Here is a 26013-nt window from a genome sequence, read left to right on the forward strand (position 1 = left end):
GCACGTGCGTATTTGACGTGCTGGCCTTTCGATGCTCAACTGCGCGCCGTTTTCAGGTGTCCTGCGCCGCCGTGCGCAGGGTGAAACGGGAAGCCGGTGCGTCGTGGTCCACGACAAGTCCGGCGCTGCCCCCGCAACGGTAAGCGAGCGATGCCTTCGACACACCACTGTGCGCCAGCATGGGAAGGTGAAGGCCTCATGCCCCTCGCAAGCCCGGAGACCGGCCTGGAACACTACTTGGCAACCCGCGGTGGGCGGGCGCAGGCCGGTACCTGCGTGCGCACCTGCATGTGGGGTACGCCTTTGCGTGTTTTCCACCGGGATGCATTCATTCCTGCAACAGTGGAACGACATGTCCCGATTCATCCAGCTTCACCCTCTGGCGGCCTGCCTGGCCGTCGCCCTCCCGGCCCTGGCCGACGAGCCCGTGCTGGCCCTGCCTGCCACGGCCATTAACGGCAGCCACGACGCACAACGCATCGACCTGGCCACGCCGACCGAGGCCGGCTCGCGGCTGAACCTCAGCGCCCTGGACACCCCAGCCAGCACCACCAGCATCACGGCTGCGCAGATCGAGCAGCGCAACGACCTCACCGTGCAAGACGCCGTCACCCGCTCGCCCGGCATTACCTTCATCGGCAACCCAGGCGATGGCGGCACCGGCCTGTCGGCCCGGGGTTTCACCGGCCACGGCTCGGTGATGACCCTGTTCGATGGCGCACGCCTGTACACCGGCGCCGGCACCCAGACCTTCCCGGTCGACCCGTGGATGGTCGAGCGCATCGACGTAATGCGTGGCCCGGCCTCGGTGCTGTATGGCGAAGGCGCGACCGGCGCGGTGGTCAACGTGATTCCGAAAAAACCGTTCACCGGCGACATTCGCAACCACCTGCGCCTGGGCTACGGTTCCTGGGACCGCCAGCAACTGGGCCTGGACAGCGGCGGCAGCCTCAGCGAACGCCTGAGCTACCGCCTGACCCTGAACCAGCAGGCCGGTAACGGCTGGGTCGACCGCACCGACTCACGCAGCCTGGCCCTGAGCGCCGCGCTGCGCTTCGACGCCAGCGACGACCTGAGCTTCACCCTCGCCCACGAGCGCGGCGATGCGCAACCGGCCAACTACTACGGCACGCCGCTGATCGACGGCCATTACCGCAGCAGCCTGCGCAAGAAGAACTACAACGTCGACAACGACGTGCAGCGTTATCACGACGAGTGGACCCGCCTGACCACCGACTGGGCGATCAACGACCAGCTAAGCGCCAGCAACCAGCTCTACTACATCAAGAGCCGCCGCCACTGGCGCAACGCCGAGAACTACAGCTGGGACCCCGAGCGCGAGCAACTGGAGCGCCAGGGCTACCTGGAAATCCGCCACAACCAGGAGCAGATCGGCGACCGCCAGACCTTCACCTTCGACCACAGCCTGTTCGGCCTTGCCAGCAAGACGCTGGTTGGCGTGGAGTACAACAAGGTGCGCTTCAACGTCGACCGCAGCAACGGCCTGGGCGGCGACTATGTCGACCCGTGGCAACCGACCCCGGGTTGGTTCCAGCGCGACCCAGCAGGCGAACGGCAGACGCTGTCCACCACCCACACCTTCGCCCTGTTCGCCGAGAACCGCCTGCAACTCACCGAGCGCCTGTCGCTGGTAACCGGGGTGCGCCGCGACCAGAACCATATCGACCGCGACAACCTCATCGATGCCAGCCGCAGCGACCGCAGCCTGCAAGGCGGCAACTGGCGTGCCGGGCTGGTGTTCGCCGTCAACGACGCGCTTTCCGTGTATGGCCAGTACTCCACCAGCCAGGACGGCGTGGACAACCTGGTCAGCCTCAGCCCCACGCAGATGCATTTCGACCTGACCGAGGCCAGGCAGACCGAGTTGGGCCTGAAGCAGCGCTTCTGGGAGGGCCGTGGCGAGTGGACGCTGGCAGCGTTCCATATCGTCAAGAAGAAACTGCTGGTCGATGACCCGCTCACCCATGACGCGCAGCAGGCCGGGCAGCAGACCTCCGATGGCCTGGAGGTATCGCTGGAACTGGCCCTGGCGCACCAGTGGCAGGTGTCGGCCAACGCCGCGTTGGTGCGGGCCCGCTACGACGATTTCTACGAGGTGGTGGATGACGTGGCCATGGACCGTGCCGGCAACCGCCCCGCCAATGTGCCACGGCGTACCGCCAACCTTTGGCTGAGCAAGGGCTTTGGCCAGCAGGTAGAGGCCGGGATTGGCGCGCGCTACGTGGATGCGCGCTATGCCGACAGCGCCAACAGCCAAAGTGCGCCGGGGTATACCGTGGTCGACGCCAACATCGGCTGGCAGGTGCTGCCGGATGTGCGCCTGGGGTTGCAGGTGAACAACCTGTTCGACCGGGCGTACGTGGCCTCGGCGTTCAGTGGCGAGCAATGGGTGATGGGGGCGCCTCGGTCGTATTTCGCCACCGTGGATTACACCTTCTGATTTGAGCCGCCCCTGGTAGGAGCGAGCGTAGCTCGCGATGGGGCGCGCAGCGGCCCCGGTTTTCAGCCCATCGCGAGCTGCGCTCGCTCCTACCAGTTCATCCACCGTAAACGGGTGAAAACGCGAGTCTCGAAGAGGCCAGCCCAGGCTATACAAAAAATCGCTATCAACCGCAAATGAATTAGTTATAAGATAACGTTTCATTTGACATTCATTCCTGCCTGCGACCCTTTCCATGACCAGCGCCTCAGCCACCCCCACCCTGCTCACCCAGCGCCTGCAGAGCATCGATGCCCTGCGCGGCCTGGTGATCCTGTTCATGCTGCTCGACCACGTGCGCGAAACCTTCTTCCTGCACCGCCAGGTCAGCGACCCGATGACCATCGACGTCACCGAACCGTCGCTGTTCGCCAGCCGTACCCTGGCCCACCTGTGCGCCCCGGTGTTCGTCCTGCTCACCGGCCTGTCGGCCTGGCTGTACGGCGAGAAATACCAGGGCCGCAGCGACGTCTCGGCGTTCCTGTTCAAGCGCGGCCTGTTCCTGGTGGTGCTGGAGTTCACCCTGGTCAACTTCGCCTGGACCTTCCAGCTGCCACCGAGCGTGGTCTACATGCAAGTGATCTGGGCCATCGGCGTGAGCATGATCGCCCTGTCGCTGCTGGTGTGGCTGCCACGCCCCGCCCTGTTCGCCCTGGGTGCCGCGATCATCGCCGGGCACAACCTGTTCGACGGCCTGCACTTCGGCGTGGAATCGGCGCTGCACGTGCCGTGGGCAATCCTCCACGACCGCGGCTGGCTGGAAGTGTCCGACACCCTGCGCCTGCGCACCTCCTACCCGGTGCTGCCATGGATCGGCGTGATCGCCCTGGGCTACTGCATCGGCCCTTGGTTCGCCCGTGGCAGCGAGGCCGGCGAGCGCCAGCACCGGTTGCTGCTGGCCGGGGTGATCGCCCTGCTCGGCTTCATGGTGCTGCGCATCTACAACGGCTATGGCGAAGCCCCCTGGAGCGGCTACCCGACCGTGACGCAGACGCTGATGAGCTTCTTCAACATCACCAAGTACCCGCCATCACTGCTGTTCCTGGCCCTGACCCTGGGCTGCGGCCTGCTGTTGCTGCGCGCCTTCGAGCGCGCCGGGCTTGCCCGCTGGATCAGCGCCCTGGCCGTGTTCGGCGCAGCGCCGATGTTCTTCTACCTGCTGCACCTGTACGTGCTCAAGCTGCTGTACCTGGCCTGCGTGGCGCTGCTGGGCCTTAACCACGGCGACTACTTCGGCTTCGACAGCATCGCCTCGGTATGGCTGAGCGCGGTACTGCTGGCCGTGGCGTTGTACCTGCCGGTGCGCTGGTTTGCCCGGCTCAAGGCGCGCCGGCGCGACCTTCGCTGGCTCAAGTACTTCTGATTTGCGCTTTTGCCCGGCGGCCCGATGGTCTACCATGCGGCCCGCCGGTTTCCACCACGGAACTAATAGGGAATCCCGGGCCCGCCTGCACGGCGCGCCAATCGGAACTGCCCCCGCAACTGTAGGTGCCGAGCCTGCTCCATCGATGCCACTGGGCCAATGCCCGGGAAGGCCGGAGCCGGGCTGTGACGCACCAGTCAGGAGACCTGCCGGCAAACATTCACCAACCGGCGGGGTGTCCGGGATGGCCATCTGTGTTGCCTTTGCGCCTGCAAAGGCGCGGCGATGCCTGTCCGTGCGTTCCTCACCAGAACCATTCGATAGGAGATCACCCGCATGCTGCTTCGCTCCACCGCCCTGCTCGCTGGCCTGAGCCTGGCCAGCCTGGCCCAGGCCGCCGCTACCCACTACCCGTTGACCGTCGACAACTGCGGCGTGCCGCAGACCTTCGCCCAGGCCCCTGAGCGTGCCGTGACCATCGGCCAGGCCGGCACCGAAATGCTCTATGCGCTGGGCCTTGGCGACAAGCTGGCCGGCACGTCGCTGTGGTTCAACAATGTGCTGCCCGAGTACCAGGCGGTGAACGCCAAGGTGCCGCGCCTGGCCGACAACGACCCAAGCTTCGAGGCCGTGGTCGGCAAGCGCCCGCAACTGGTGGCCGTGCAGTTCGAATGGATGGTCGGCGCCCAGGGCGTGGTGGCCACCCGCGAGCAGTTCGGCGAGCTGAACATCCCCACCTACCTGCTGCCCTCGGACTGCGAAGGCAAGGACAACCTGGTGGGCGCCGACGGCACCCGCTTGCAGGCCTTCCAGGTCGACAGCATCTACAAGAGCGTCAGCCAACTGGCCGAGATCTTCGACGTGCAAGACCGCGGTGCGGCGCTGAACGCCGACCTCAAGGGCCGACTGGACAGCGCCCGCCAGCAGCTGGCGGGCAAGGACCTGGCCAACACCTCGGCGCTGTTCTGGTTCTCCAGCGCCGACCTCGACATCGACCCCTATGTTGCCGGCCGCCAAGGCGTGGCCGACTTCATGCTGCGCACCCTGGGCGTGCGCAACGTGGTGGAATCGACCGAAGAATGGCCGACCGTGGGCTGGGAAACCCTGGCCAAGGCCAACCCGACCTGGCTGATCATCGCGCGCATGGACCGCCGCCGCTTCCCGGCCGACGATTACCAGAAAAAGCTCGAATTCCTGCATAAAGACCCGGTCACGCGCAACATGGACGCGGTGAAGCACAACCGCATCATCGTGCTCGACGCCGACGCCATGCAGGCCGGCATTCGCCTGTTCCGCGGCCTGCAGACGCTGTCTGCGGCCTTTGCCAGCGGTAAAGCAGCCCAGTGATGAAACGCCTGTTGCCCTACAGCGCCCTGGCCCTGCTGGCCCTGGTTGCCGCCTTGCTCGCAGGCACCGCCATTGGCGAAACCAGCCTGTCACCCCAGGTGGTTTTCCAGGTGCTGGCCAACCACCTGTGGCAAGCGGGCTACCCGGTCGACCCAATCGACGCCGGCATCGTCTGGAACTACCGCCTGACCCGCGCCCTGGTCGCCGCTGCCTGCGGCGCGGGCCTGGCAACCTGTGGGGTGATTCTGCAGGCGCTGCTGCGCAACCCGCTGGCCGAACCCTACCTGCTGGGGTTGTCTGCCGGGGCCTCGACCGGCGCCGTACTGGTTGGCCTGCTGGGCCTGGGCAGTGTTGCCCTGAGCATGTCCGGTGGCGCCTTCATCGGCGCGCTGGCAGCGTTCGCCCTGGTGCTGGTACTGGCCCGTGCGGCCGGGCCGAGCAGCAACAATGCCCAGGTGATTCTGGCCGGCATTGCCGGTTCGCAGCTGTTCAATGCCCTCACCGCATTTCTCATCACCAAGTCGGCCACCGCCGAGCAAGCCCGCGGTATCTTGTTCTGGCTGCTGGGCAACCTCAGCGGGGTGCGCTGGCCCTCGGTGTGGCTGGCCCTGCCGGTGGCCCTGTTTGGCTTGGCGGTGTGCCTGTGGCACCGCCGGGCGCTGGATGCCTTCACCTTCGGCGCCGATTCGGCCGCCTCGCTGGGCATCGCCGTGCGCCGCACGCAATTGCTGCTGATTAGCTGCGCCGCATTGGTGACGGCAGTGATGGTGTCGATCGTCGGCGCCATCGGTTTCGTCGGCCTGGTGATCCCCCACGCCCTGCGCCTGCTGCTCGGCCCCGGCCATAGCCGCCTGCTGCCGGCCAGCGCCCTGGGCGGTGCGCTGTTCCTGATTGCCGCCGACGTGCTGTCGCGCACGCTGATCCCCGGCCAGGTGATTCCGGTGGGCGTGGTCACCGCGTTGATCGGTGCACCGGTGTTCGCGCTGATCCTGGTCAGCCGCCGGGGGCGCCCATGACCGCCATGCCTACCGCCCAGCTCGCCCCCCTCGCCTGCAGCGGCCTGGGCCTGCAACTATCGGGCAATACCGTGCTGTGCAACATCGACCTCACCGTGCTGGCTGGCGAAACCTTGGGCATCGTTGGCCCCAATGGCTCGGGCAAGTCGTCGCTGCTGAAGTTGCTGGCCGGGTTGCGCACACCGGGTACCGGCAGCGTGCAGCTGCTCGGTGAACCGCTGGCCCGCCTGCCGCGCCGGCGCATCGCGCAAACCCTGGCGCTGGTCGAGCAGCAGGCCGACACCCTCGACGCCATCAGCGTGTTCGATGCCGTGGCGCTGGGTCGCACGCCTTGGCTGTCGGCCCTTGCGCCGTTTTCCAACGCCGACCGCGCCATTGTCGAACAGGCCCTGGCCGACCTCGACGCCACGCACCTGCGCACGCGCATCTGGAACTCACTGTCCGGCGGCGAGCGCCAGCGCGTGCACATTGCCCGCGCCCTGGCCCAGCGCCCACAGGTGCTGTTGCTCGACGAACCGACCAACCACCTCGACATCCAGCATCAGCTGAGCCTGCTGCAGCAGGTGCAGGCGTTGCCGGTGACCACCCTGGTGGCCCTGCACGACCTCAACCAGGCGCTGACCTGCGACCGCCTGGCGGTGCTCGACAAAGGCCACCTGGTCGCCCTGGGCAAGCCCCTTGAGGTGCTGACCCCCGAGCGCCTGCTGAGCACCTTCGGCGTGCACGCCCATTACCTTACCGACCCTTACGACGGCGCGCGCATCCTGCGTTTTCGCGCCCCCTGAACCAGGAAGTTCCTGCCATGTTGTTGCGCCCTGCCGCCCTGCTGCTCGCCAGCGCCCTGACCGCCGCCCCAGCCTGGGCTGACGTGCACGAAGTGAAGATGCTCAACCGCGGCCCCGCCGGGGCCATGGTCTTCGAACCCGATCACCTGCGCATCGCTCCGGGCGACACGGTGCGCTTCCTGCCCACCCAGAGCGGCCACAACGCGGCCAGCGTGCCCGGGTTGCTGCCAGCCGGTGCCGAGGCGTTCAAGAGCAAGCTCAACCAGCCCTACGAGCAGACCTTCACGGTGCCTGGGGTGTACGGCATCCAGTGCATTCCACACCTGGCCATGGGCATGGTGATGGTGGTGCAGGTGGGGGATGGTGCCCCTGCAGAACTGCCAGAGGCGCTGCCGGCACGGGCCAAGGCGCGCTTCGCCGCCCAGTTGCAACAGCTGGAGGGCGGGCAATGAAGTGCCTGCTGCTCAGCCTGCCACTGGCTAGCCTGGCGCCCTTCGCGCTGGCAGATTCGGCGCAATCGCAAAGCAAGGGCTTCATCGAAGACAGCAGCTGGAGCCTGCTCAACCGAACGGTGTATGACCAGCGCGACTACAAGCACGGTGGGCGCAACAGCGGTGCGCGCAACGCCTACAAGCCACGCAGCGAACGCAATGGCATGGCCGAGGAATGGGCCTACGGCCTGATGGGCACCTTCCAGTCCGGGTTCACCCAGGGCCTGATCGGCGTTGGCGTCGATGCCCACGCCTACCAGGGCGTGCAGCTCGACAGCGGCGGCGGCCGGGCCGGCAAGGCGCGCCTGCTGGGCGTGGACAACGACGGCCACTCCAAGAACGAATACAGCCGTGGCGGCGCGGCGCTGAAGGTGCGGGTGTCCAACACGGTGCTGTCCTACGGCGAACAACGGGTGAAAACGCCGGTGTTCAGTTCCTCGGACAGCCGCCTGCTGCCGGAAACCGCCACCGGTTTCTTCCTCACCAGCAGTGAAATCGACACCCTCAAGCTGGTCGCCGGCCACTTCAACGAAAGCACCGACCGCAACGCCTCAAGCCACGACCAGGGCTTCGTGGTGAACTACTCCAACGCCCGCCAAGGCAACAGCTTCGACCTCGCCGGCGTAGTCTGGAACCCCAGCGCGGCCTTCAGTGGCAGCCTGTACACCTCGCGCTACGAAGACACCTGGAACCAGAGCTACCTGGGCAGTACCCTCACCCACGCCCTGGACGACCGCCGCAGCCTGAGCCTGGACCTGAACCTGTACCGCACCACCGACACCGGCAAGGCATTGTCCGGGCGCATCGACAACACCACCTGGAGCCTGGTTTCGCGCTACGCCCAGGGCCCGCACAGCTTCAGCTTCGGCTGGCAGCAAGTAGACGGCAACACGCCGTTCGACTATGTCACCCGCGGGGCCATCTACATCGCCAACGCCGTGCAGATGTCGGACTTCAACGCGCCGAACGAGAAGTCATGGCAGGCGCGCTACGACTTGAACATGGGCGCCTATGGCGTGCCCGGCTTGAACCTGACTGCGCTGTACGTGCGCGGCTTCGACATCGACGGTACCCATGTCGACCCCAACGGCGGCTACGCCTACCTGGGCTACGGCAAGGGCGGCAAGCACTGGGAACGCGACCTGGAGGCACGTTACGTGGTGCAGAGCGGCAAGGCCAAGGGCACCACCTTTTCGCTGCGGCACAATGTGCACCGGGGCAACACGGCGCAGGCGGAGCTCGATGGCGATCAAATCCGCCTGGCGGTGGAGTGGCCGCTTTCGGGCGGGTTCTGAGCCGCCGGTTCGCCTAGCCCCCACTCGCGCCGCTCCTGGGCCGACAACCTGGCGACGACCTGCGGCAACAGTTCGCGGGTCGGCTGGCCAGCCTGATGGCGAGTCAGCACGAAACGCTTCACCGTCCGCGGCCAACTGCCGTCCTTGTGTGCCATGCCGATGATGCCGGCGGCATCCTGGCTGAACACCTTGGGCCGCACCTGCAGCAGCCGGCGTTCGAAGTCGCTGCAGGTCCAGTCGTCATCACGGCATTCGAACTCATCGAGCAGTTCGAGCTTGTACAGCGCAAGATGGGCCATCCAAGTTGTTCCTTCATGCAAAGCGCGTGAAGGTAAGGAATTGGCGGGGGAATGCCTATGAACCGGGTGTTTGGGCCGTGCTGCATCGTGTAGGAATTTGCCTACATCTGCAGCCAATGTTCCATGTGCGTGGTCTGCCACACCGGGTCTTCTTCCACATCGGTCAGCGCAAAGCCCTGCCGTTCCCAGAAGCGGATCGCACCGGGCAGGAACGGGTGGGTGTGCAAGTACAGGCACTGCACACCTGCTTCGGCGGCATGCTCGCGCAAGGCGGCAAACAATGCGGCAGCCAGGCCGTGACGGCGGTACTCGGGCAACACGAACAGGCGCACCACCTCGACCACGCGCTTGCCGTGGTAGTCCAGTTGCGCGAAGCGGTGGTCATACGGAAGGTAGCCGATGCCCGCGATCAGCCGGCCTTGGTCCCGCGCTTCCAGGAAGTGCCCTCGGCCAGCCAGGTACGTGCCGGCAAAATCGGCCAGGTCCCTGGGCAAGGGCGAGCCTGCGAGCATTGGAAAAAGCTCGCGCCGGGCGCTGTCGATGAACGCCACGACTTCGCTGATGCGGTCGCGGCTCGGGGTTTGGATGATCCAGTTGGGCATGGTGATGGCGGCGTGCTGTGGGCGAGCGATTTTCTACCGCACTGGCTCAATGCTGACAACCCAACCCCGGTATAATCGGCGCTTTGAAATACCCGCCCAAGGCCACCCCATGCCCCGCATCCCGACGTTGCTGTTGCCCCTGCTGTTCACCGCTGCCCTCACCGCCTGCGACCAGAAACCCACCCGCGAGGAGCAGATCCTGGCCAACCTGCCGCTGCAGGAGGCTTACGACCACAACATCGAGCGCATGGCCAACCTGCTCGCCCGCACCCACCCTCAGCTCGGTGAAGCCACCATCGCCGAGGTGCTGCGCAAGCACCTGACGGTGGAAGACCAGCGCCAGGACCTGTTCAAGCTGTACAGCGAGAAGAACTTCAGCGATGCCGAGTTCGCCACCATCGTCGACGCCACCCGTGACCCGGCCAAGGCCAAGGCGCTGGAAGACACCGAAGCGGGCAAGCAGTTGAGCGAAAAGCTCACCGGGTTGATGCGCGAGACGGCGCGGGACCAGAAGGTGCAGGCCCTGGCCGAGCAGCGGATGCAGCAGGTTGAGGATGAGTTGCAGGCATTGGAAAAACCTGGCGCCTGAACGGTAAACCTGGCACCGGCGTTCGCGGCTCGCGTTACCAACGCGCACGCGACCGGTAGGAGCGAGCGAAGCTCGCGATGGGCTGCAAAGCAGCCCCGGCGCTATCAGGCGCGAAGCTGAAACCCTGGGGCCGCTGCGCGCCCCATCGCGAGCTACGCTCGCTCCTACCGGGGCGGCGGCGGCCTGGAGATTGATGACGCGGTGGGTGGCCGGCACAGGCACAAGTGATCTTTCTGTGGCCCGAAAGGGTCCAACCAACACCGATTGCTCTGGAGACTCACCATGCCCCGCCTGGGCTTCGCCTGCATGTACCGCCATCCCGACCAGCGCCTGCCGGCCAAGGCCCTGGACGCCATCGAGCGCCCCTTCAACCCGCGCACCACCACCCTGCGCTGGCTCTCCAGCGCAGCCCCCGAAGCCGCACGGGCCAAGCTGCTGGAGCTGGTGCAACACAACCTCGACGCACAGGTGCGCCTGCTGGCCTATGTCAGCGAACTGCCGCCCATGCTGCGCATGTTGCGCCTGAGCAGCGACCTGCTGCCGCTCTACAGCCACCCAAGCGTAGCGCCGCTGTACCGCGACCCCGCGTTCCAGGCCCTGATGGCCACCGGCTTCGCGGCCATCGGCAGCCTGGCCCGGGATCAGGACATTCGCCTGTCGTTCCACCCCGGCCAGTACTGCGTACTGGGCTCGGACCGCGCCGAGGTGGTGGAAAACAGCCTGGCCGAGTTCGAGTACCACGCCGACATGATCCGCCTGATGGGCTATGGCCTGCGCTTCCAGGACCTCAAGTGCAACGTGCACATTGCCGGGCGCCTGGGTGCCGAGGGCGTGCGCCAGGTTTGGCCAAGGCTTTCGCAGGTGGCGCGCAACGTGATCACCTTCGAGAACGACGAGAAAACCTACGGCGTCGACGACTGCCTGAGCCTCGCCGACCTGGCGCCGGTGGTGCTGGACATTCACCACTGCTGGATTCACGAAGGCGACTACATCGACCCGCACGACCCGCGGGTGGCGCAGGTGATCGACAGTTGGCGCGGCGTGCGGCCGACCATGCACTACTCGCAGCCACCCGAAAGCCTGCAGGCACTGGGCTTTGATGCCGACAGCAAGCTGACCATCCCGGCATTGCTGGAGCGGGTGAACAAGCGCGACCTGTATCAACACAGCGCGCAGATGTGGAACGACTGGACCAACCGCTATGCGCTGGCGTTCCTCGACCGGTTCGACATCATGTTCGAAGCCAAGGACAAGAACCTGGCAACGCTGGACTTCTACCGGCGCTATATCGAATCTCACCCGTAATGGTCGGCGCGAGCTACGCGCTCTCCTACATGTTCTACACTTGTCATAAAACTGTCGTCTTTCGGTCATAGGATTGACCCCAACCTGACATTTCCCTTCTTCATGGATGAGCGTCTCATGCGTCGTGTGGTTTTCAATCAGAAAGGTGGCGTCGGCAAGTCGAGCATCGCCTGCAACCTCGCCGCCGCCAGTGCTGCCGAGGGCTACCGCACCCTGCTGGTCGACCTCGACCCCCAGGCCAACGCCACCTACTACCTCACCGGCCTGACCGACGACGCCATTCCCGCCGGCATCGCCGACTTCTTCCGGCAAACCCTCTCCCCGGTCACGGCCTCGGGCAAGAAACACCGCGTGGCGATTACCCCCACCCGCTACGACAACCTGCACCTGGTCACCGCCAGCCCCGACCTCAGCGACCTGCAAAGCAAGCTGGAGAGCAAGTTCAAGATCAACAAGCTGCGCAAGCTGCTGGTAGAGCTGGGCGAGGACTACGAACGCATCTACATCGACACGCCGCCGGCGCTGAACTTCTACACCTTCAGCGCCCTGGTGGCGGCCGAGCGCCTGCTGATTCCGTTCGACTGCGACAGTTTCTCGCGCCAGGCCCTGCACAGCGTGATGGCCGAGGTCGAGGAGCTGCGCCAGGACCACAACCCGGCCTTGCAAGTGGAAGGCGTGGTGGTCAACCAGTTCGCCGGGCGCACCGCGCTGCACCAGACCCTGGTCGAGCAACTGCGTGACGAGGGCATGCCCGTGCTGCCGGTGTACCTGAGCAGTTCGATCAAGATGCGCGAATCCCACCAGGCCTCGGTGCCGCTGGTGCACCTGGCGCCGCGCCACAAGCTGGCCCAGGAATTCGTCGAGCTGCTCGACCTGCTCGAACGCGCCGCCTGACCTGCGACAACCTGCCGCGCCCAGGCACTACCCTGCCGTTCGTCCGGGTGATAGATTCGCCGCCATGAAAATCACCCGGCACACCCGCACGCTGACGGCCTGGGCGCTCTATGCCAGCGTCCTGTTCAGCCTGTTGCTGTGCGGCCTGCACCATGGCCAGATGGGTGGCCTGCGCCTGGCCGGCCTCGAAGGTGGTTTCTGCGCCGTCAACAGCGAGCATGGCGTGGCCATCGACCTCGATGGCGCCGGCGGTGACCAGCACATGGCCCAGCTCGATTGCCCGGTGTGCTCCTCGTTCGGCCTGGCCGTGGCGCTCAGCAGCGGCGGTTGGTCGTCCACCCCGGCGCAAGCCCGCGCCACGGCGCCCATCGTCGTGCGCAGCTGGGCGCAACCACCGCCGCGCCAGCAACGCCCTGCCCTCACGCCCCGCGCTCCACCCTCCACCTTCCCCGCAGCCGTTACTCATTTCGCCTGACCTCAGCCGGGCGCGCCTGCCTGCGCGCTCGCCGTCAGCCATGACCTTTGCGTGGAAGACCCTACACCATGTTCCGCAAGACCTCCCTGGTGCTCATGATGAGCACCTGCAGCTTCGCCTGGGCGGACAACGCCGCCATCGAACTCAGTGCAACCACCATCGATGGCGAGCTTGAAGCACCGACCGGCGTGCAACTGGACGAGCCTATTCATACTGGCTCGCGGCTGGGCCTGACGGCCCGCGAAACACCGGCCTCGGTCAGCGTTGCGGACCGCCGCGTGATCGAGCAACGCGATGCCAAGGACAGCCAGGACGTGATCAACGCCATGACCGGCGTCAACGCCTCGGCCAACCCCGGCTATGGCGGCTTCGTCAGCTACCGCGGCTTTACCCAGAACCAGGTCACCCAGCTCTACAACGGCATCAACCTGGGCTACAGCAGCGCCACCCGGCCGGTGGACGCCTGGGGGCTGGACCGCGTCGAACTGCTGGGCGGGCCGTCGTCGTTCCTGCATGGCGCAGGCGCGGTCGGTGGCTCGATCAACTACATCAGCAAAACCGCCAGCCGCGACCCGCACACCGTCGACGGGCGCATCCGCTACGGCAGTTTCGATGACAGCGAGGTGGCCTTCGGCGTCAACCAGGCCCTGGCCAGCAACCCCGCCGATGCCCGTCACTTCATGCGCCTGGACTACAGCCACAGCCAGGGCAACGGCTACATCGACCGCAACGAACGGCAAACCGACAGCCTGGCCTTCTCCCTGCTCAGCGACCTGGCGCCCAACCTCACCCACACCCTGGCGCTGGAATACCAGGAGGACCGCGAACGCAGCCCGTACTGGGGCACACCGATCCTGCCCGGGCGCAGTACCATGAAGATCGACAACAGCCGCCGCTTCGAGAACTACAACGTCGCTGACGGGCGCTACGAACAGCGGGTACGCTGGTTGCGCTCGATCCTCGACTACCAGGTCGATGACAGCACCAGCGTGCAGAACACCCTCTACCACTACAGCGCCCAGCGCGATTACCGCAACCTCGAAGGCTACCGCTACACCGCCGACGGCAACGTGCTGCGCTCCAGCCCCTACCTGCAGCGCCATGAGCAGAGCGTGCTGGGCGACCGTATCGAACTGCGCCACGACAACCGCCTGCTCGGCCTGGCCAGCCAATGGTCGCTGGGCCTGGACTACTCGCACATGCGCCAGAGCGTGTACCCAACCTCCGGCAGCTGGAGCGATGTGGTCGACCCGGAGCACTTCGACCCTGGCAGTTTCCAGGACATCCCCGGGGTGAATGCCGGCCTGACCAAGCAACGCCGGCACGTCACCAGCAACCGCGCGGTGTTCGCCGAAAACCGCCTGCAACTGACCGACCGCCTGGCCCTGCTGACAGCCCTGCGCTACGACTACCTGGACATGCAAGTGACCAACTACGGCGCGGTGTCGGCCACCTCACCGGCCTACTTCGAACGGCGCTGGGAGCCGCTGTCCGGGCGCATCGGCCTGACCTACGCGCTGACCCCGGCGGTGAGCTTCTATGGGCAATACAGCACCGCCGCCGACCTGCCGGCCGGGTCGCTGGCGGCCGCTACCTACTCCAATGTGGGGCTGTTCGACCTGTCCAAGGGCGAGCAGTGGGAAGTGGGCAGCAAGTTCGACGTTCTCGACGGCCGCGGCGCGGCAACCGTGGCGCTGTACCAGATCGTGCGCAAGGATTTCGCCGTGCGCGATTCCAGCAACCCCAACCTGACCGTGCAGGCCGGCCAACAGACCTCCCGCGGCATCGAGCTGTCGGGGCGCTTGCAGGTAACGCCGAAACTGCTGGCCGAGGGTAACTATGCCTACGTCGATGCGCAGTACGATCGGTTCAACGAGGCGGTCAACGGGGTGTCGGTGTCACGCAAGGGCAATGCGCCGGTGAACGTGCCGGCCAACGTCGCCAACCTGTGGCTGACCTACAGCCTGACCCCGGACTGGTCGGCGGGGGTGGATGCCCGTTATGTCGGCTCGGTGTACGCAGACAACGCCAATACCCTGAAGGCGCCGGCCTACACCCTGTATGGCGCTTTCGCCCGCTACCGGCTCGATGCGCACACCACCGTCACCGGGCGGGTGCGCAACCTGACCGATGAGGTGTACGCCAAGCAGGCCTATGGGCTGCAGTACTACATGGGCGCGCCGCGCACCTTGGAAGTGGCGCTGGACGTGCGTTTCTAACGGGATTGCCTGTGCCGGCAGCCGCGCCGGCACTTGCATTCAGAAACCTCCTACCCTTCAGCCGCCCAATTTCCGAGTTCACTCTCAACAATACTGTGCACCCTCGTTCATGCCGGCTCATGCCATTGCAAGGAAGTTTACGTGTACAGATCATTATCGCTCGCACTGCTGGTTACCGCCCTGGCGGGCTGCCAGGCCCGCACCGCCCCCGACGTGGATGCGCAGGCCCGCAAAGCCTTCATTCACGACGTGCAACACGCCATCATTGGAAGCATTGCCACAGCCTTTACCAGCAAGCAGGTAGGCGTCGCCAGGCTGCAGCTGATCCTCGACCGGCATTCGGTACCTGTTGGCTGCAAAACGCTCAGGTCTCAGGCGAAAGACAACCAGAACTTGCCGGGCGATGTGCAACGCACGAACGAGAAGGCGCTGGCCAAGCTGGTCGAGGCGCAGTGCTGGAAGACCATCTACCCCGTGGTGCCCAACGCCATGTATGGCGAAAAAGACACGCTGGAGTTGATTGCACCGTTGATTGTGCAGTTGCCACTGGGTAACGGCCTCGCGCAGGCGAACGCCCGCCGCGCATTTTTCTGGGAGCATTTGCTGCGCGATCAACCAGTGACCAGCGTCGGCAGGGCCTCGGTGTTCTATCAGGCCAATGCCCAGGGCAAGCTTGAAGCCTGCCTGGTGCAACTGCACCCGCACCCGCTGCGGCCAGATGACTTTCGCCTGGACGGCGACCTGCAGTCCCGGCTGAACAGCCGTTGCCTGGCCCTGGACCTGAGCCGCATGCCGGGCTTTGCGCCCGACATGCACGGCGTGGCCAAGGGCTCCAGCGAACTCGATTACGCCCCCTGGCGCGTCGGCCGCCCCTAACCCGGTAGGAGCGAGCGCAGCTCGCGATGCGATCTGGCGGGCGCAACATCCCTCAAGGAATGAACCCGCCTGGGGGATCGTATCGCGAGCTGCGCTCGCTCCTACCAAAGCGGTGCAGCCTTCCAGGCCGTAACAGGTATCCCGAGGTCGCACACGAAGAAGTGCCCCGCCCTGCCCCCCGGTCTACTGGCCCTGACAACAACGATGGCGCGGCCCGACCGTGCCACATTCTTCCAGGCTGCCTATGGACAACGGAGCACTCGCACATGTCCACATCTCATGAGGTATCCCCCGCCACCTTGCGCCGGGTCATCGCCGCTTCGGCCATCGGCAACTTCGTCGAATGGTTCGACTTCGCCGTCTACGGCTTCCTGGCCACGCTGATCGCCAGCCAGTTCTTCGCCAGCGAAGACGCCAGCGTGGCCTTGCTCAAGACCTTCGCGGTATTCGCCGTGGCCTTTGCCCTGCGCCCACTGGGCGGCATCGTGTTCGGGGCCCTGGGTGACCGCCTGGGGCGCAAGCGTATCCTGTCGCTGACCATATTGCTGATGGCCGGCTCCACCACCTTGATCGGCCTGCTGCCCACCTACGCCAGCATCGGCCTGGCGGCACCGGCGCTGCTCACCCTGGCGCGCTGCCTGCAGGGTTTTTCCGCCGGCGGCGAGTACGCGGGGGCCTGTGCCTACCTGATGGAGCATGCCCCGCGTGACAAGCGCGCGTTCTACGGCAGCTTCGTGCCGGTTTCCACCTTTTCCGCCTTCGCCTGCGCGGCGGTGATCGCCTATGGCCTGGAGGCCAGCCTGTCGGCCGACGCCATGGCCGCCTGGGGGTGGCGCATTCCGTTCCTGGTGGCGGCACCGCTGGGGCTGGTGGGGTTATACCTGCGCTGGCGCATGGAAGAGACGCCGGCATTTCGCGAAGCCGTCGCCCAAGGCAAGCAACATGAACATTCGCCGCTCAAGGACACCCTGCGCCACCATGGCCGGGCGATTCGCAACCTGGGCATGTTCATCTCGCTGACGGCGTTGTCGTTCTACATGTTCACCACCTACTTCGCCACCTACCTGCAACTGGTTGGCAACCTCACCCGCGCCCAGTCGTTGCTGGTGACCACCGTGGCACTGCTGTTCGCCGCGGTCGGCTGCCCGTTGGCCGGGGCCTTCTCGGACCGGGTGGGGCGGCGCAAAACCATCGGCTTCACCTGCCTGTGGGTCATGCTGTGCGTGTTCCCGGCGTACTGGCTGGCCAGTTCCGGCTCGATGAGCGGGGCGCTGTTGGGGGTGATCCTGCTGGCGGTGGGGGCCTTGAGCAGTGGCGTGGTGACGGCGGCGTTGCTCTCGGAAACCTTCCCTACCCGTACCCGCTACACCGCCTCGGCGATTACCTACAACGTGGCGTACACGCTGTTTGGCGGCACTGCACCACTGGTGGCGACTTGGCTGATCGGGCAGACCGGGAGCAGCCTGGCGCCGGCGTTTTACCTGGTGGTGATTGCGCTGCTGGCACTGGTAGGGGGCTTGGGGTTGCCGGAGACATCGCGGATATCGTTGCACGATGAAGCGGCCAGTGAGGTAAACCCTCAAGTTCGCACTTCGAGCTGAGAATACTGGGGCTGCGTTGCAGCCCATTCGCGGGCAAGCCCGCTCCCACAGCTACAACACAGGCCCCTGTGGGAGCGGGCTTGCCCGCGAATGGGCCGCAACGCGGCCCCAGGTTTTCAATCCTCCTCGCGCCTGTAGGCCCATTGATACAAGGCCGGCAACACCAGCAAGGTCAGCGCCGTCGACGACAGGATCCCGCCAATCACCACCGTCGCCAGCGGCCGCTGTACTTCGGCCCCGGTGCCGGTGGCCAGGGCCATCGGAATAAAGCCCAGCGAAGCCACCAGCGCCGTCATCAGCACCGGCCGCAAGCGCGTCAACGCGCCTTCCTCGACGGCCACCCGCAAGCTACGCCCTTCCTCACGCAGGCTGCGAATGAAGGCAATCATCACCAGGCCGTTGAGCACCGCCACCCCGGACAGCGCGATAAACCCCACCCCGGCGGAAATCGACAGCGGAATGTCCCGCAGCCACAGCGCCAGCACCCCGCCGGTCAGGGCGAAGGGAATACCGGTGAACACCAGCAAGCCATCCTTGAGGTTGTTGAACATCATCAACAGCAGTGCCATCACCAGCAGCAACGCCACCGGCACCACCACCTGCAAACGCTCGGCCGCCGACTGCAACTGCTCGAACTGGCCGCCCCAGCGGGTCCAGTAGCCCGGTGGAATCGCCACCTGTTGCTGCAACGCCTGCTCGGCCTCTTCAACGAACGAACCCAGGTCGCGCCCGCGCACGTTGGCACTGACCACCACCACCCGCTTGCCATCCTCGCGGCTGACCTGGTTGGGGCCCAGTTGCAGGTTCAGCGTGGCCACCTGCGACAGCGTGATGAAGCCAACCTGTGCAGCGCCCGAAGCGGCACTGGCCGGCACCGGGATCAACAGGCTGGACAACCCGTCGACATCGGTGCGCAGGGTTTCCGGCAGGCGTACCACCATGTCGAAGCGGCGATCACCTTCATACAGCGTGCCGGCGGTGCGCCCGCCCACGGCAATGGCGATGGCGTCCTGCACCTCGCCTACGTTCAGGCCATGGCGTGCGGCCTTGTCGCGGTCGATGTCGATGGTCAGCACCGGAAGGCCGGTGGTCTGTTCCACCTTTACCTCCGACGCCCCCGGCACCTGGCCCAGGCGTGCGGCGATCTGCGCGGCGGTGCGGTTGAGCACGTCCATGTCATCGCCAAACACCTTCACCGCCACATCGCTGCGCACGCCGGAGATCAGTTCGTTGAAGCGCAATTGAATCGGCTGCGACAACTCGTAGTTGCTGCCCGGCACACTGGCGGCGGCGCGCTGTACTTCGCCAATCAGGGCATCGCGGGATTTGCCCGGGTCTGCCCATTGCGCCTGGGGGCGCAGCATCACGTAGGCATCGGAAATGTTCGGCGGCATCGGGTCGGAGGCGATCTCGGCGGTGCCGGTGCGGGCGAACACCCGCTCCACCTCCGGCACCTGGGTGATGATCGCCTGCTCCAGGCGCTTTTGCATGTCCACCGATTGCGACAGGCTGGTGCCCGGCACGCGCAGGGCCTGCAAGGCAAAGTCGCCTTCGCTGAGGCTGGGGATGAACTCGCTGCCCATGCGCGTGGCCAGCACACCGGACAGCAGCACCAGCACGGCGGCACCGGCAAACGCCTGCCGGCGCCGGCCCAGCACCCAGGCCAGCACCGGGGCATAGCGCTGGCGGGCCGTGCGCATCACCACCCCCTCCTCCTCCTTGACCTTGCCGGTGACGAACAGCGCGATGGCCGCCGGCACGAAGGTCACCGAGAGGATCATCGCCCCCAGCAGCGCCAGCACCACGGTGAAGGCCATGGGGTGGAACATCTTGCCCTCGACCCCGGTCAGGGCAAAGATCGGCAGGTACACCACCATGATGATCAGCTGCCCGTAGATCAGCGGCCGCCGTGCCTCGCGGGCGGCGGCGAACACCTCGTGGAAGCGCTCGGCGCGGGTCAGCATGCGGCCGTGGCGCTGCTGGGCATGGGCCAGGCGGCGAATCGCGTTCTCCACGATCACCACCGCGCCGTCGACGATGATGCCGAAGTCCAGCGCGCCCAGGCTCATCAGGTTGGCGCTGACCTTGTTGCTGAACATGCCGGTGAAGGTGAACAGCATCGACAACGGAATGACCAGGGCAGTGATCAGCGCGGCGCGGATGTTGCCAAGGAACAGGAACAGCACGGCGATCACCAGGATCGCGCCCTCGACCAGGTTCTTCTTCACCGTGGCGATGGCCTTTTCCACCAGGTGGGTGCGGTCGTACACGGTCACCGCGTGCACACCCTTGGGCAGGTTGCGGTTGATGTCGGCAAGCTTGGCCGCCACCGCCTGGGACACCGTGCGGCTGTTCTCGCCGATCAGCATGAACACCGTGCCCAGCACCACTTCCCGACCATTTTCGGTGGCCGCACCCGAGCGCAGCTCCTCGCCCAGGCCAACCTGGGCGACATGGCTGACCCGAATGGGCGCGCCATCGGCGCTGGCAATGACGATGTTGGCAATGTCCTGGGCCGAAGCCACCTGGCCCGGCGCACGGATCAGCAACTGCTCGCCGTTGCGCTCGATGTAACCGGCGCCGACGTTGGCGTTGTTGCGTTCCAGCGCCGCGATCAGGTCGTTGAGGGTCAGCTTGTAGGCGGCCAGGCGCTTGGGCTCGGGTGCGATCAGGTACTGCTTGGCGTGCCCGCCAATGCTGTTCACTTCGGCGACACCGGGCACATTGCGCAGTTGCGGCTTGATGATCCAGTCCTGAATCACCCGCAGGTCGGTCTGTGTGTAGGGGGTGCCGTCATCCTTCAACGCACCGTCTTCGGCTTCCACCGTCCACAGGAAGATCTCGCCCAGGCCCGTTGAAATCGGCCCCATGCTGGCCTCGATGCCTTCGGGCAGCTGTTCCCGCGCCACTTGCAGGCGCTCGTTGACCAGTTGCCGGGCAAAGAAGATATCGGTGCTGTCTTCGAAGATCACCGTGACCTGGGACAGGCCCGAGCGCGACAGCGAGCGGGTTTGCTGCAGGCCTGGCAGGCCGGCCATGGCAGTCTCGATGGCAAAGGTGATGCGCTGCTCGGTTTCCAGCGGCGAGTAACCCGGTGCAGCGGTGTTGATCTGCACCTGCACGTTGGTGATGTCGGGCACCGCGTCGATGGGCAGTTTCTGGTAGCTGTGGATGCCCACGGCGGCCATCAGGAGCACGGCGAGCATCACCACCAGGCGCTGCTCGATGGCAAATTGGATCAGGCGTTCGAACATGCAAGCGTCCCCGCGATCAATGGCTGTGCTCGGCCGAAGCCTTGCCCAGCTCGGACTTGAGGACGAAGCTGCCAGCGGCAGCCACCTGGGTGCCGGCCGCCAGGCCCGCGGTGATTTCCACCTGGCCGGCGTCGCGGCGGCCGGTGTTCACCGGGCGCGCCTGGAAGCCTTCTTCGGTACGGGCAAACACCACCGTTTGCGCCTCCCAGGTTTGCAACGCGCTCTCGGGCACCACCACCGCGGCGCTGAACCGCTCGACGCTTACCGCGACACTGACGAACAGGCCGGGGCGCCAGGCGCCATTGGGGTTGGCCAGGCTGGCGCGCACGGTGGCAGCGCGGTTCTGCTCACCCAGCAAGCTGCCGACATAATTGACCTTGCCCTCGACCTCGGCCCCCAGGTCCGGCGCACTGACGGTGACGCTGCGCCCCTGGGTGACCTTGGCCAGATCGCGCGGGGCAACCGCGAAGGTGGCCCAGACCCGGCTCAGGTCGGACAGGGTGAAGGCGTTGCTGGTCACGTCGACCACTTCGCCCACAGTCAGGTGCTTTTCCACCACCACGGCATCGAACGGGGCACGCAGTTCGTAGCGGTTGCCGGCACCGGCCGGGCCCACGGCAGCGACTTTCTGGCGGGCATTGGCCAGGGCGATCTCGGCCTCTTGCAGGGCCTGGCGGGCCTGCAGGTAATCCTGCTCGGCGCTGATCCGTTCCTGCCACAGCTGCTGCTCGCGCTGGAAGGTCAGGCGCGCCAGCTCCAGGCGGCGCTGGGCGGCCTGCTGCTCGCTGCGCAGGTCGGAAATCTGCTGGCTGGCGATGACCGCCAGCACCTCGCCGCGCTTGACCGCCTGGCCCAGCTCGGCCTGCACGGCCTCGACCACCCCCGGCACGCGGGGCACCACGTGGGCGGTGCGGTCTTCATCGAAACGGATTTCACCGGGGAAGCTGATGGTGTTGCCCAGCTCACCCGGGGCGGCGGCGGCCAGCTGGATGCCGGCCGCCTCGATCTGGGCGCTGGACAGGTGCAGCGCGCCCTCTTCTTCCTCATGCGCCTCGCCGGCTTGTTCACCATGGCCGTGGCTGTCTTCGCCGTGCTCGTCATGCTTGGCGTGGCCAATGTTGGCCAGGCCGAGGTTGCCGGTCCAGGCCAGGCCACCAAGCCCGAGCACGGCCACGGCAGCGGCCAGGAGGGCTATCTTGCGTGGGTTAGTCATTGCTGCTCCTGCTGATGGAAAGGTGGCGCGATGGGTCAAGGTCGCCGTAGATCCGTTCGACCTGGGCCCGCGCATCGGTGGCCGAGGCCAGGGCGTCCAGGTACTGCCCGCGCGCCTCGATCAAGGTGCGCTGGGCGTCGAGCACGTCGAGAAAGGCGAACTTGCCGCGCTCGAAGCCGCGGGTGGCGGTGTCCACCGCCTGCTGCGCCGAGGGCAGGATGGTGCGGTCGTAGGCGTCCACCTCCTGCATGGCCGTGTGCCATTGGCTGACCGCGCTATGGGTGTCGCTGCGCAGGCGCAGCTCGACGGCATTGCGCAGGTCGCGCGCCTGGTCGGCGCGGCGTGCGGCGGCCAGTACGTTGCCCTGGTTGCGGTCGAACAAGGGCAAGGGCATCGACAGCCCAACCACGTTGACCCGCTCGCGGTCCTCGCGGCTGTACTGGCTGCCGAGGCTGACGGTGAGGTTAGGGACACGCTGGGCTTTTTCCGCACCCAGCGTCGCCTCGCCACGCGCCACCTGGGCGGCGGCCAGTCGCCATTCCACGGTCTGCTCCACCCGGGCGAGCAGGCTGTCGGCGCTGGGTGCAGCGCCAGGCGACAAGCTGGCGGCCTGGAGTTGATCGAAGCTGGCTTGCGGGCTGCCGGTCAACCGCGCCAGGGCCTGGTAGGCCACGCTGCGCTGGGTAGTCGCGCGGCGCACCTGGGCCTGGGCCTGGGCCAGCTGCACCTGGGCGCGGGTGGCTTCCACCGGTGGCGTCTGGCCCGCCGTGACACGCCCCTGCACCACGCGCAGGCCCCGCTCGGTCAAGGCCTGGGACTGCTGCGCCAATTCCAGCGCAGTTTGTGCGCGCAAGGCAGCATGGAACGCCTGCACCACATCGGCGCGCAGGCCATTGCGCTGGCGCTCCAGGTCCAGCTGGGCGATGGCCTGCCCGCTGCCGGCTACGGCGATGCGCGCACCACGCTTGCCGCCCAGCTCCAGTGCCTGGCTCAGGGTAACGGTGGTGGTGCTGGTGGCACGGCGAGTGTCTTCGACCTCCCAGGACAGCTCCGGGTTGGGGATCAGCCCGGCCTGGCGCCGCTCACCCTCGGCGATGCCGGTTTCGCGGCTGGCGGCGGCCAGCTCCGGGTTGTTGGCGAAGGCGGCGTCGAGCGCCTGTGCCAGGCTCAGGCCCTGGCTGGCCTGGGCACTGGCGCAGGCTGCCCAGAGCAGGCAGAGCCAGGCGATTTTGCGGGGGATGGGCACGTTGAAGTCCTCGTCGACAAGCGTTGGCGAGGGACTGTAAGAGGGGCTGGTTATCGGGGGGGTGGCGTGAAGATTACGATTCTGTAATCAGCGGTCACGCGTGATGGCGATGTGCATAGCCGTCCGATAATCGCCCACTTTCGCCCCTGCGACACAACGGCTAATTGACCTAATTAACCACCCGGTACAAACATAAGCGCATCCAACAACAACAAGCGATGCCTCCCATGAAGCCTCTTATCCTCGTGCTCAACGGCCCCAACCTGAACATGCTGGGCACCCGTGAACCTACCCAGTACGGCCGCGAAACGCTTGCCGACCTGGCCCAGGGGTGCGCTGACACTGCCCATGCCCACGGCCTGGAAATCGAGTTCCGCCAGACCAACCACGAAGGCGAACTGATAGACTGGATCCACGCCGCCCGCGGCCGCTGTGCCGGTATCCTGATCAACCCCGGCGCCTGGACCCACACCTCGGTGGCGATCCGCGATGCCTTGGTAGCCGCCGAACTGCCAGTGATCGAGGTGCACCTGTCCAACGTGCACAAGCGCGAACCGTTCCGCCACCTGTCGTTCGTCTCGTCCATCGCCGTCGGGGTGATCTGCGGCCTGGGCAGCCACGGCTATCGCATGGCCCTGAGCCACTTTGCCGAGATGTTCCAGGAGCCACGCGCATGAGCCAGCCTGCCATCCTTGCTGGCCTGATCGGCCGCGGCATCCAGTTGTCGCGCACCCCTGCCCTGCACGAGCATGAGGGGGATGCCCAGGCCCTGCGTTACCTCTACCGCCTGATCGATGCCGACCAGTTGCAACTCGACGACAGTGCCCTGGCGCAACTGCTCGATGCGGCGCAACACACCGGCTTCACCGGGCTGAACATCACCTACCCGTTCAAGCAGGCGATTCTGCCGCTGCTCGATGAGCTGTCGGAGGAAGCCCGCGGCATCGGCGCGGTGAATACCGTGGTGCTCAAGGATGGCAAGCGGGTCGGCCACAACACCGACTGCCTGGGCTTCGCCGAAGGCCTGCGCCGCGGCTTGCCGGATGTGTCGCGGCGCCGGGTGGTGCAAATGGGCGCTGGCGGTGCCGGTTCGGCGGTGGCCCACGCGCTGCTGAGCGAAGGGGTTGAGCAACTGCTGCTGTTCGAGGTGGACACCGCACGCGCCCAGGCGCTGGTCGACAACCTCAACGGGCATTTCGGCCCAGGCCGCGCGGTGCTGGGCACGGACCTGGCAACGGCGGTGGCCGAGGCCGATGGCCTGGTCAACACCACGCCGGTAGGCATGGCCAAGCTGCCGGGCACACCGCTGCCGGTCGCGCTGCTGCATGCGCGGTTGTGGGTGGCTGAAATCATCTATTTCCCGCTGGAAACCGAGCTGCTGCGCGCGGCCCGGGCGTTGGGCTGCCGCACGCTGGATGGCAGCAACATGGCGGTGTTCCAGGCGGTGAAGGCGTTCGAGCTGTTCAGCGGCAAGCAGGCCGATGCCGAACGGATGCAGGCGCATTTTGCCAGTTTTTCCTGAGTGACCGCAGCGCCTGCTTCGCGGGGCAAGCCCGCTCCTCTGGAACAAATCGTAACTATCTGATTCAACTGGTATTTCTGTAGGAGCGGGCTTGTCCCGCGAAGCAGGCGACGCGGTGTATGGCACCGGCTGCGCCGGTGTTCGCGGGGCAAGCCCGCTCCTACAAAGGATAGCGGCGCGGTTGCTGGCAATGTTCCCTGCGCGACAGCGCAGCCCGCAGGGCGGAGTGATCTCCTACAGGGATCGGGTTTACCCGCGAAGAGGGCCGCACCGGCTTACCCCTTCTCATCCAACAACGCCTGTATGACTTTCTCCTGCCCGGCATAGTCCCCTTCGCCAAAGTGCACATGCCGCACCTGCCCCTGGCGGTCGACGAAGTAATGCGCCGGCCAGAACTGATTGCCCCAGGCATTCCACACCTGGTAATCGTTGTCCACCGCCACCGGGTAGCCAATCCCCAGCGTGGCCACCTTGCGCTTGAGCTGGCCCACATCATGCTCGTAATCGTACTCCGGCGTGTGTACCCCCACCACCACCAAGCCCTGGTCGGCATAGCGCCGCGCCCAGTCATTGACGTGTGGCAGGCTGCGCTGGCAGTTGATGCAGTCCCAGGTCCAGAAATCCACCAGCACCACCTTGCCCTTGAGCGCCGGTGCGTCCAGCGGTGGCGAGTTGATCCATTCGGTGGCACCGGACAGCGGCGCCATGGCGCCGTAATTGTCCCGGGCCATCAGTTGCCCACCGGCCAGGCCCAGGCCAACCAGCGCCAGGGCCACGCCCCCTGCTTTGATCAACAGCCGTCGATCAATGGTCATGGCAACCTGCCGAAGAGTAGGTCAGGTAGTCGACGCTTTCGTGTTGGCCCCTGGAATCGAGGTAATCCATGCGCGTATTGACCACGCCACAGGCATCGGGCTGGTCGTCTTTCACCGACAGCACACGCTTCACATCCAGGTGATCGCCGTAGTGGTACTGCATCACGCCTGCGTTGCTGGCGGGTGCGGCACTGGTGGCATTGGCGGCCACGGCACCGAGGCTGAGCACGGCGAACAGGCTGGCGCTGGCGAGGGTCTTGAAGTTCATGGTCGTTCTCCTGGGCAACGTTCGGGTGTGGGAAGCCT

At 66.1% G+C, this 26013-nt stretch carries 23 protein-coding genes and 2 riboswitches; of the genes, 16 read left to right on the forward strand and 7 right to left on the reverse strand.

What is annotated here, in order from left to right:
* The first annotated feature begins 37 nt into the window (after nucleotides 1-37).
* A riboswitch (cobalamin riboswitch) is annotated at nucleotides 38-244 on the forward strand.
* Nucleotides 245-352: 108 nt separating this feature from the next.
* The 7 genes from F3J44_RS18865 to F3J44_RS18895 all read left to right on the forward strand — a co-directional run bounded on the left by F3J44_RS18865 (nucleotide 353) and on the right by F3J44_RS18895 (nucleotide 8797).
* Nucleotides 353-2461, forward strand: coding sequence for a TonB-dependent siderophore receptor (locus F3J44_RS18865; protein WP_167274977.1), 2109 nt, complete (start codon nucleotides 353-355; stop codon nucleotides 2459-2461).
* Nucleotides 2462-2696: 235 nt separating this feature from the next.
* Nucleotides 2697-3863 carry a DUF1624 domain-containing protein gene (locus F3J44_RS18870; RefSeq protein ID WP_167274979.1) on the forward strand — a complete coding sequence of 389 codons (1167 nt, stop codon included), beginning with the start codon at nucleotides 2697-2699 and terminating at the stop codon, nucleotides 3861-3863.
* 28 nt (nucleotides 3864-3891) lie between these two features.
* Nucleotides 3892-4092, forward strand: a riboswitch (cobalamin riboswitch).
* A 107-nt stretch (nucleotides 4093-4199) separates the two neighbouring features.
* Entirely contained in the window at nucleotides 4200-5210 is a 1011-nt protein-coding gene (locus F3J44_RS18875) for an ABC transporter substrate-binding protein (RefSeq protein ID WP_167274982.1), read from the forward strand.
* Nucleotides 5210-6226: an iron ABC transporter permease gene (locus F3J44_RS18880; protein WP_167056073.1), complete on the forward strand. Its 1017-nt coding sequence runs from the start codon at nucleotides 5210-5212 to the stop codon at nucleotides 6224-6226. The genes F3J44_RS18875 and F3J44_RS18880 overlap by 1 nt, the downstream gene beginning before the upstream one ends.
* Nucleotides 6223-7011 (forward strand): ABC transporter ATP-binding protein, encoded by a 789-nt coding sequence (locus F3J44_RS18885; RefSeq protein ID WP_167056077.1) that lies wholly within the window; start codon nucleotides 6223-6225, stop codon nucleotides 7009-7011. The genes F3J44_RS18880 and F3J44_RS18885 overlap by 4 nt, the downstream gene beginning before the upstream one ends.
* A gap of 17 nt (nucleotides 7012-7028) precedes the next feature.
* A complete protein-coding gene (locus F3J44_RS18890) occupies nucleotides 7029-7463 on the forward strand; it encodes a pseudoazurin (protein ID WP_167056081.1) in 435 nt (144 codons plus the stop codon).
* Complete coding sequence (locus F3J44_RS18895; protein WP_167274985.1) at nucleotides 7460-8797, forward strand: OprD family porin; 1338 nt, start codon at nucleotides 7460-7462, stop codon at nucleotides 8795-8797. Before F3J44_RS18890 ends, F3J44_RS18895 begins: the two co-directional genes overlap by 4 nt.
* Here F3J44_RS18895 and F3J44_RS18900 read toward each other — a convergent pair.
* A complete protein-coding gene (locus F3J44_RS18900; RefSeq protein WP_167274988.1) occupies nucleotides 8752-9096 on the reverse strand; it encodes a hypothetical protein in 345 nt (114 codons plus the stop codon). The two genes, F3J44_RS18895 and F3J44_RS18900, sit on opposite strands and share 46 nt — an antisense overlap.
* Before the next feature lie 101 nt (nucleotides 9097-9197).
* Complete coding sequence (locus F3J44_RS18905) at nucleotides 9198-9698, reverse strand: GNAT family N-acetyltransferase (protein ID WP_167274990.1); 501 nt, start codon at nucleotides 9696-9698, stop codon at nucleotides 9198-9200.
* A gap of 109 nt (nucleotides 9699-9807) precedes the next feature.
* Here F3J44_RS18905 and F3J44_RS18910 point away from each other — a divergent pair, with 109 nt between their 5' ends.
* The 7 genes from F3J44_RS18910 (at nucleotide 9808) to F3J44_RS18940 (ending at nucleotide 17657) form a co-directional block, all read left to right on the forward strand.
* Entirely contained in the window at nucleotides 9808-10287 is a 480-nt protein-coding gene (locus tag F3J44_RS18910; protein ID WP_167274993.1) for a hypothetical protein, read from the forward strand.
* A gap of 282 nt (nucleotides 10288-10569) precedes the next feature.
* Nucleotides 10570-11592, forward strand: coding sequence for a UV DNA damage repair endonuclease UvsE (gene uvsE, locus F3J44_RS18915; protein ID WP_167274996.1), 1023 nt, complete (start codon nucleotides 10570-10572; stop codon nucleotides 11590-11592).
* A 117-nt stretch (nucleotides 11593-11709) separates the two neighbouring features.
* Nucleotides 11710-12486 carry a ParA family protein gene (locus F3J44_RS18920; RefSeq protein WP_167056124.1) on the forward strand — a complete coding sequence of 259 codons (777 nt, stop codon included), beginning with the start codon at nucleotides 11710-11712 and terminating at the stop codon, nucleotides 12484-12486.
* A gap of 64 nt (nucleotides 12487-12550) precedes the next feature.
* A complete protein-coding gene (locus F3J44_RS18925; protein ID WP_167274998.1) occupies nucleotides 12551-12961 on the forward strand; it encodes a DUF2946 family protein in 411 nt (136 codons plus the stop codon).
* Nucleotides 12962-13029: 68 nt separating this feature from the next.
* Entirely contained in the window at nucleotides 13030-15180 is a 2151-nt protein-coding gene (locus F3J44_RS18930; RefSeq protein ID WP_167275001.1) for a TonB-dependent siderophore receptor, read from the forward strand.
* A gap of 141 nt (nucleotides 15181-15321) precedes the next feature.
* The gene (locus tag F3J44_RS18935; protein ID WP_167275003.1) at nucleotides 15322-16056 is read left to right on the forward strand and encodes a hypothetical protein; all 735 of its coding nucleotides are present in this window, start codon (nucleotides 15322-15324) and stop codon (nucleotides 16054-16056) included.
* 266 nt (nucleotides 16057-16322) lie between these two features.
* The gene (locus F3J44_RS18940) at nucleotides 16323-17657 is read left to right on the forward strand and encodes an MFS transporter (protein ID WP_167275006.1); all 1335 of its coding nucleotides are present in this window, start codon (nucleotides 16323-16325) and stop codon (nucleotides 17655-17657) included.
* Between the two features lie 116 nt (nucleotides 17658-17773).
* Here the strand turns inward: F3J44_RS18940 and F3J44_RS18945 are convergent, their stop codons facing one another.
* From F3J44_RS18945 to F3J44_RS18955, 3 genes are read right to left on the reverse strand one after another with little or no spacing between them, the layout of a single operon-like run.
* Nucleotides 17774-20911, reverse strand: coding sequence for a CusA/CzcA family heavy metal efflux RND transporter (locus tag F3J44_RS18945; RefSeq protein WP_167275008.1), 3138 nt, complete (start codon nucleotides 20909-20911; stop codon nucleotides 17774-17776).
* Nucleotides 20912-20927: 16 nt separating this feature from the next.
* Nucleotides 20928-22124: an efflux RND transporter periplasmic adaptor subunit gene (locus tag F3J44_RS18950; RefSeq protein WP_167275011.1), complete on the reverse strand. Its 1197-nt coding sequence runs from the start codon at nucleotides 22122-22124 to the stop codon at nucleotides 20928-20930.
* Nucleotides 22117-23370 carry a TolC family protein gene (locus F3J44_RS18955; RefSeq protein ID WP_167275013.1) on the reverse strand — a complete coding sequence of 418 codons (1254 nt, stop codon included), beginning with the start codon at nucleotides 23368-23370 and terminating at the stop codon, nucleotides 22117-22119. The genes F3J44_RS18950 and F3J44_RS18955 overlap by 8 nt, the downstream gene beginning before the upstream one ends.
* A 227-nt stretch (nucleotides 23371-23597) precedes the next feature.
* Here F3J44_RS18955 and aroQ point away from each other — a divergent pair, with 227 nt between their 5' ends.
* Both aroQ and F3J44_RS18965 read left to right on the forward strand, forming a co-directional pair.
* A complete protein-coding gene (gene aroQ / locus F3J44_RS18960; protein WP_167056148.1) occupies nucleotides 23598-24047 on the forward strand; it encodes a type II 3-dehydroquinate dehydratase in 450 nt (149 codons plus the stop codon).
* On the forward strand, nucleotides 24044-24892 hold the full coding sequence (locus F3J44_RS18965; RefSeq protein ID WP_167056150.1) for a shikimate dehydrogenase: 849 nt from the start codon (nucleotides 24044-24046) through the stop codon (nucleotides 24890-24892). The genes aroQ and F3J44_RS18965 overlap by 4 nt, the downstream gene beginning before the upstream one ends.
* A 275-nt stretch (nucleotides 24893-25167) precedes the next feature.
* Here the strand turns inward: F3J44_RS18965 and F3J44_RS18970 are convergent, their stop codons facing one another.
* Together F3J44_RS18970 and F3J44_RS18975 are read right to left on the reverse strand one after the other, a co-directional pair.
* Nucleotides 25168-25707: a thioredoxin family protein gene (locus tag F3J44_RS18970; RefSeq protein WP_167056153.1), complete on the reverse strand. Its 540-nt coding sequence runs from the start codon at nucleotides 25705-25707 to the stop codon at nucleotides 25168-25170.
* On the reverse strand, nucleotides 25697-25975 hold the full coding sequence (locus tag F3J44_RS18975; protein ID WP_167056157.1) for a DUF2790 domain-containing protein: 279 nt from the start codon (nucleotides 25973-25975) through the stop codon (nucleotides 25697-25699). The genes F3J44_RS18970 and F3J44_RS18975 overlap by 11 nt, the downstream gene beginning before the upstream one ends.
* Between the last annotated feature and the right edge of the window lie 38 nt (nucleotides 25976-26013).

The sequence above is a fragment of the Pantoea sp. Tr-811 genome, assembly GCF_011752535.1.
In the GTDB taxonomy this organism is placed as follows: domain Bacteria; phylum Pseudomonadota; class Gammaproteobacteria; order Pseudomonadales; family Pseudomonadaceae; genus Aquipseudomonas.

Coding starts and splice junctions, on each gene's coding strand:
- F3J44_RS18925 (WP_167274998.1), top strand. CDS start 12,551: ATGAAAATCACCCGGCACACCCGCACGCTGACGGCCTGGGCGCTCTAT.
- F3J44_RS18950 (WP_167275011.1), bottom strand. CDS start 22,124: ATGACTAACCCACGCAAGATAGCCCTCCTGGCCGCTGCCGTGGCCGTG.
- F3J44_RS18875 (WP_167274982.1), top strand. CDS start 4,200: ATGCTGCTTCGCTCCACCGCCCTGCTCGCTGGCCTGAGCCTGGCCAGC.
- F3J44_RS18900 (WP_167274988.1), bottom strand. CDS start 9,096: ATGGCCCATCTTGCGCTGTACAAGCTCGAACTGCTCGATGAGTTCGAA.
- F3J44_RS18880 (WP_167056073.1), top strand. CDS start 5,210: ATGAAACGCCTGTTGCCCTACAGCGCCCTGGCCCTGCTGGCCCTGGTT.
- F3J44_RS18910 (WP_167274993.1), top strand. CDS start 9,808: ATGCCCCGCATCCCGACGTTGCTGTTGCCCCTGCTGTTCACCGCTGCC.
- uvsE (WP_167274996.1), top strand. CDS start 10,570: ATGCCCCGCCTGGGCTTCGCCTGCATGTACCGCCATCCCGACCAGCGC.
- F3J44_RS18865 (WP_167274977.1), top strand. CDS start 353: ATGTCCCGATTCATCCAGCTTCACCCTCTGGCGGCCTGCCTGGCCGTC.
- F3J44_RS18870 (WP_167274979.1), top strand. CDS start 2,697: ATGACCAGCGCCTCAGCCACCCCCACCCTGCTCACCCAGCGCCTGCAG.
- F3J44_RS18945 (WP_167275008.1), bottom strand. CDS start 20,911: ATGTTCGAACGCCTGATCCAATTTGCCATCGAGCAGCGCCTGGTGGTG.
- F3J44_RS18890 (WP_167056081.1), top strand. CDS start 7,029: ATGTTGTTGCGCCCTGCCGCCCTGCTGCTCGCCAGCGCCCTGACCGCC.
- F3J44_RS18940 (WP_167275006.1), top strand. CDS start 16,323: ATGTCCACATCTCATGAGGTATCCCCCGCCACCTTGCGCCGGGTCATC.
- F3J44_RS18975 (WP_167056157.1), bottom strand. CDS start 25,975: ATGAACTTCAAGACCCTCGCCAGCGCCAGCCTGTTCGCCGTGCTCAGC.
- F3J44_RS18970 (WP_167056153.1), bottom strand. CDS start 25,707: ATGACCATTGATCGACGGCTGTTGATCAAAGCAGGGGGCGTGGCCCTG.
- F3J44_RS18920 (WP_167056124.1), top strand. CDS start 11,710: ATGCGTCGTGTGGTTTTCAATCAGAAAGGTGGCGTCGGCAAGTCGAGC.
- F3J44_RS18965 (WP_167056150.1), top strand. CDS start 24,044: ATGAGCCAGCCTGCCATCCTTGCTGGCCTGATCGGCCGCGGCATCCAG.
- aroQ (WP_167056148.1), top strand. CDS start 23,598: ATGAAGCCTCTTATCCTCGTGCTCAACGGCCCCAACCTGAACATGCTG.
- F3J44_RS18885 (WP_167056077.1), top strand. CDS start 6,223: ATGACCGCCATGCCTACCGCCCAGCTCGCCCCCCTCGCCTGCAGCGGC.
- F3J44_RS18930 (WP_167275001.1), top strand. CDS start 13,030: ATGTTCCGCAAGACCTCCCTGGTGCTCATGATGAGCACCTGCAGCTTC.
- F3J44_RS18895 (WP_167274985.1), top strand. CDS start 7,460: ATGAAGTGCCTGCTGCTCAGCCTGCCACTGGCTAGCCTGGCGCCCTTC.
- F3J44_RS18905 (WP_167274990.1), bottom strand. CDS start 9,698: ATGCCCAACTGGATCATCCAAACCCCGAGCCGCGACCGCATCAGCGAA.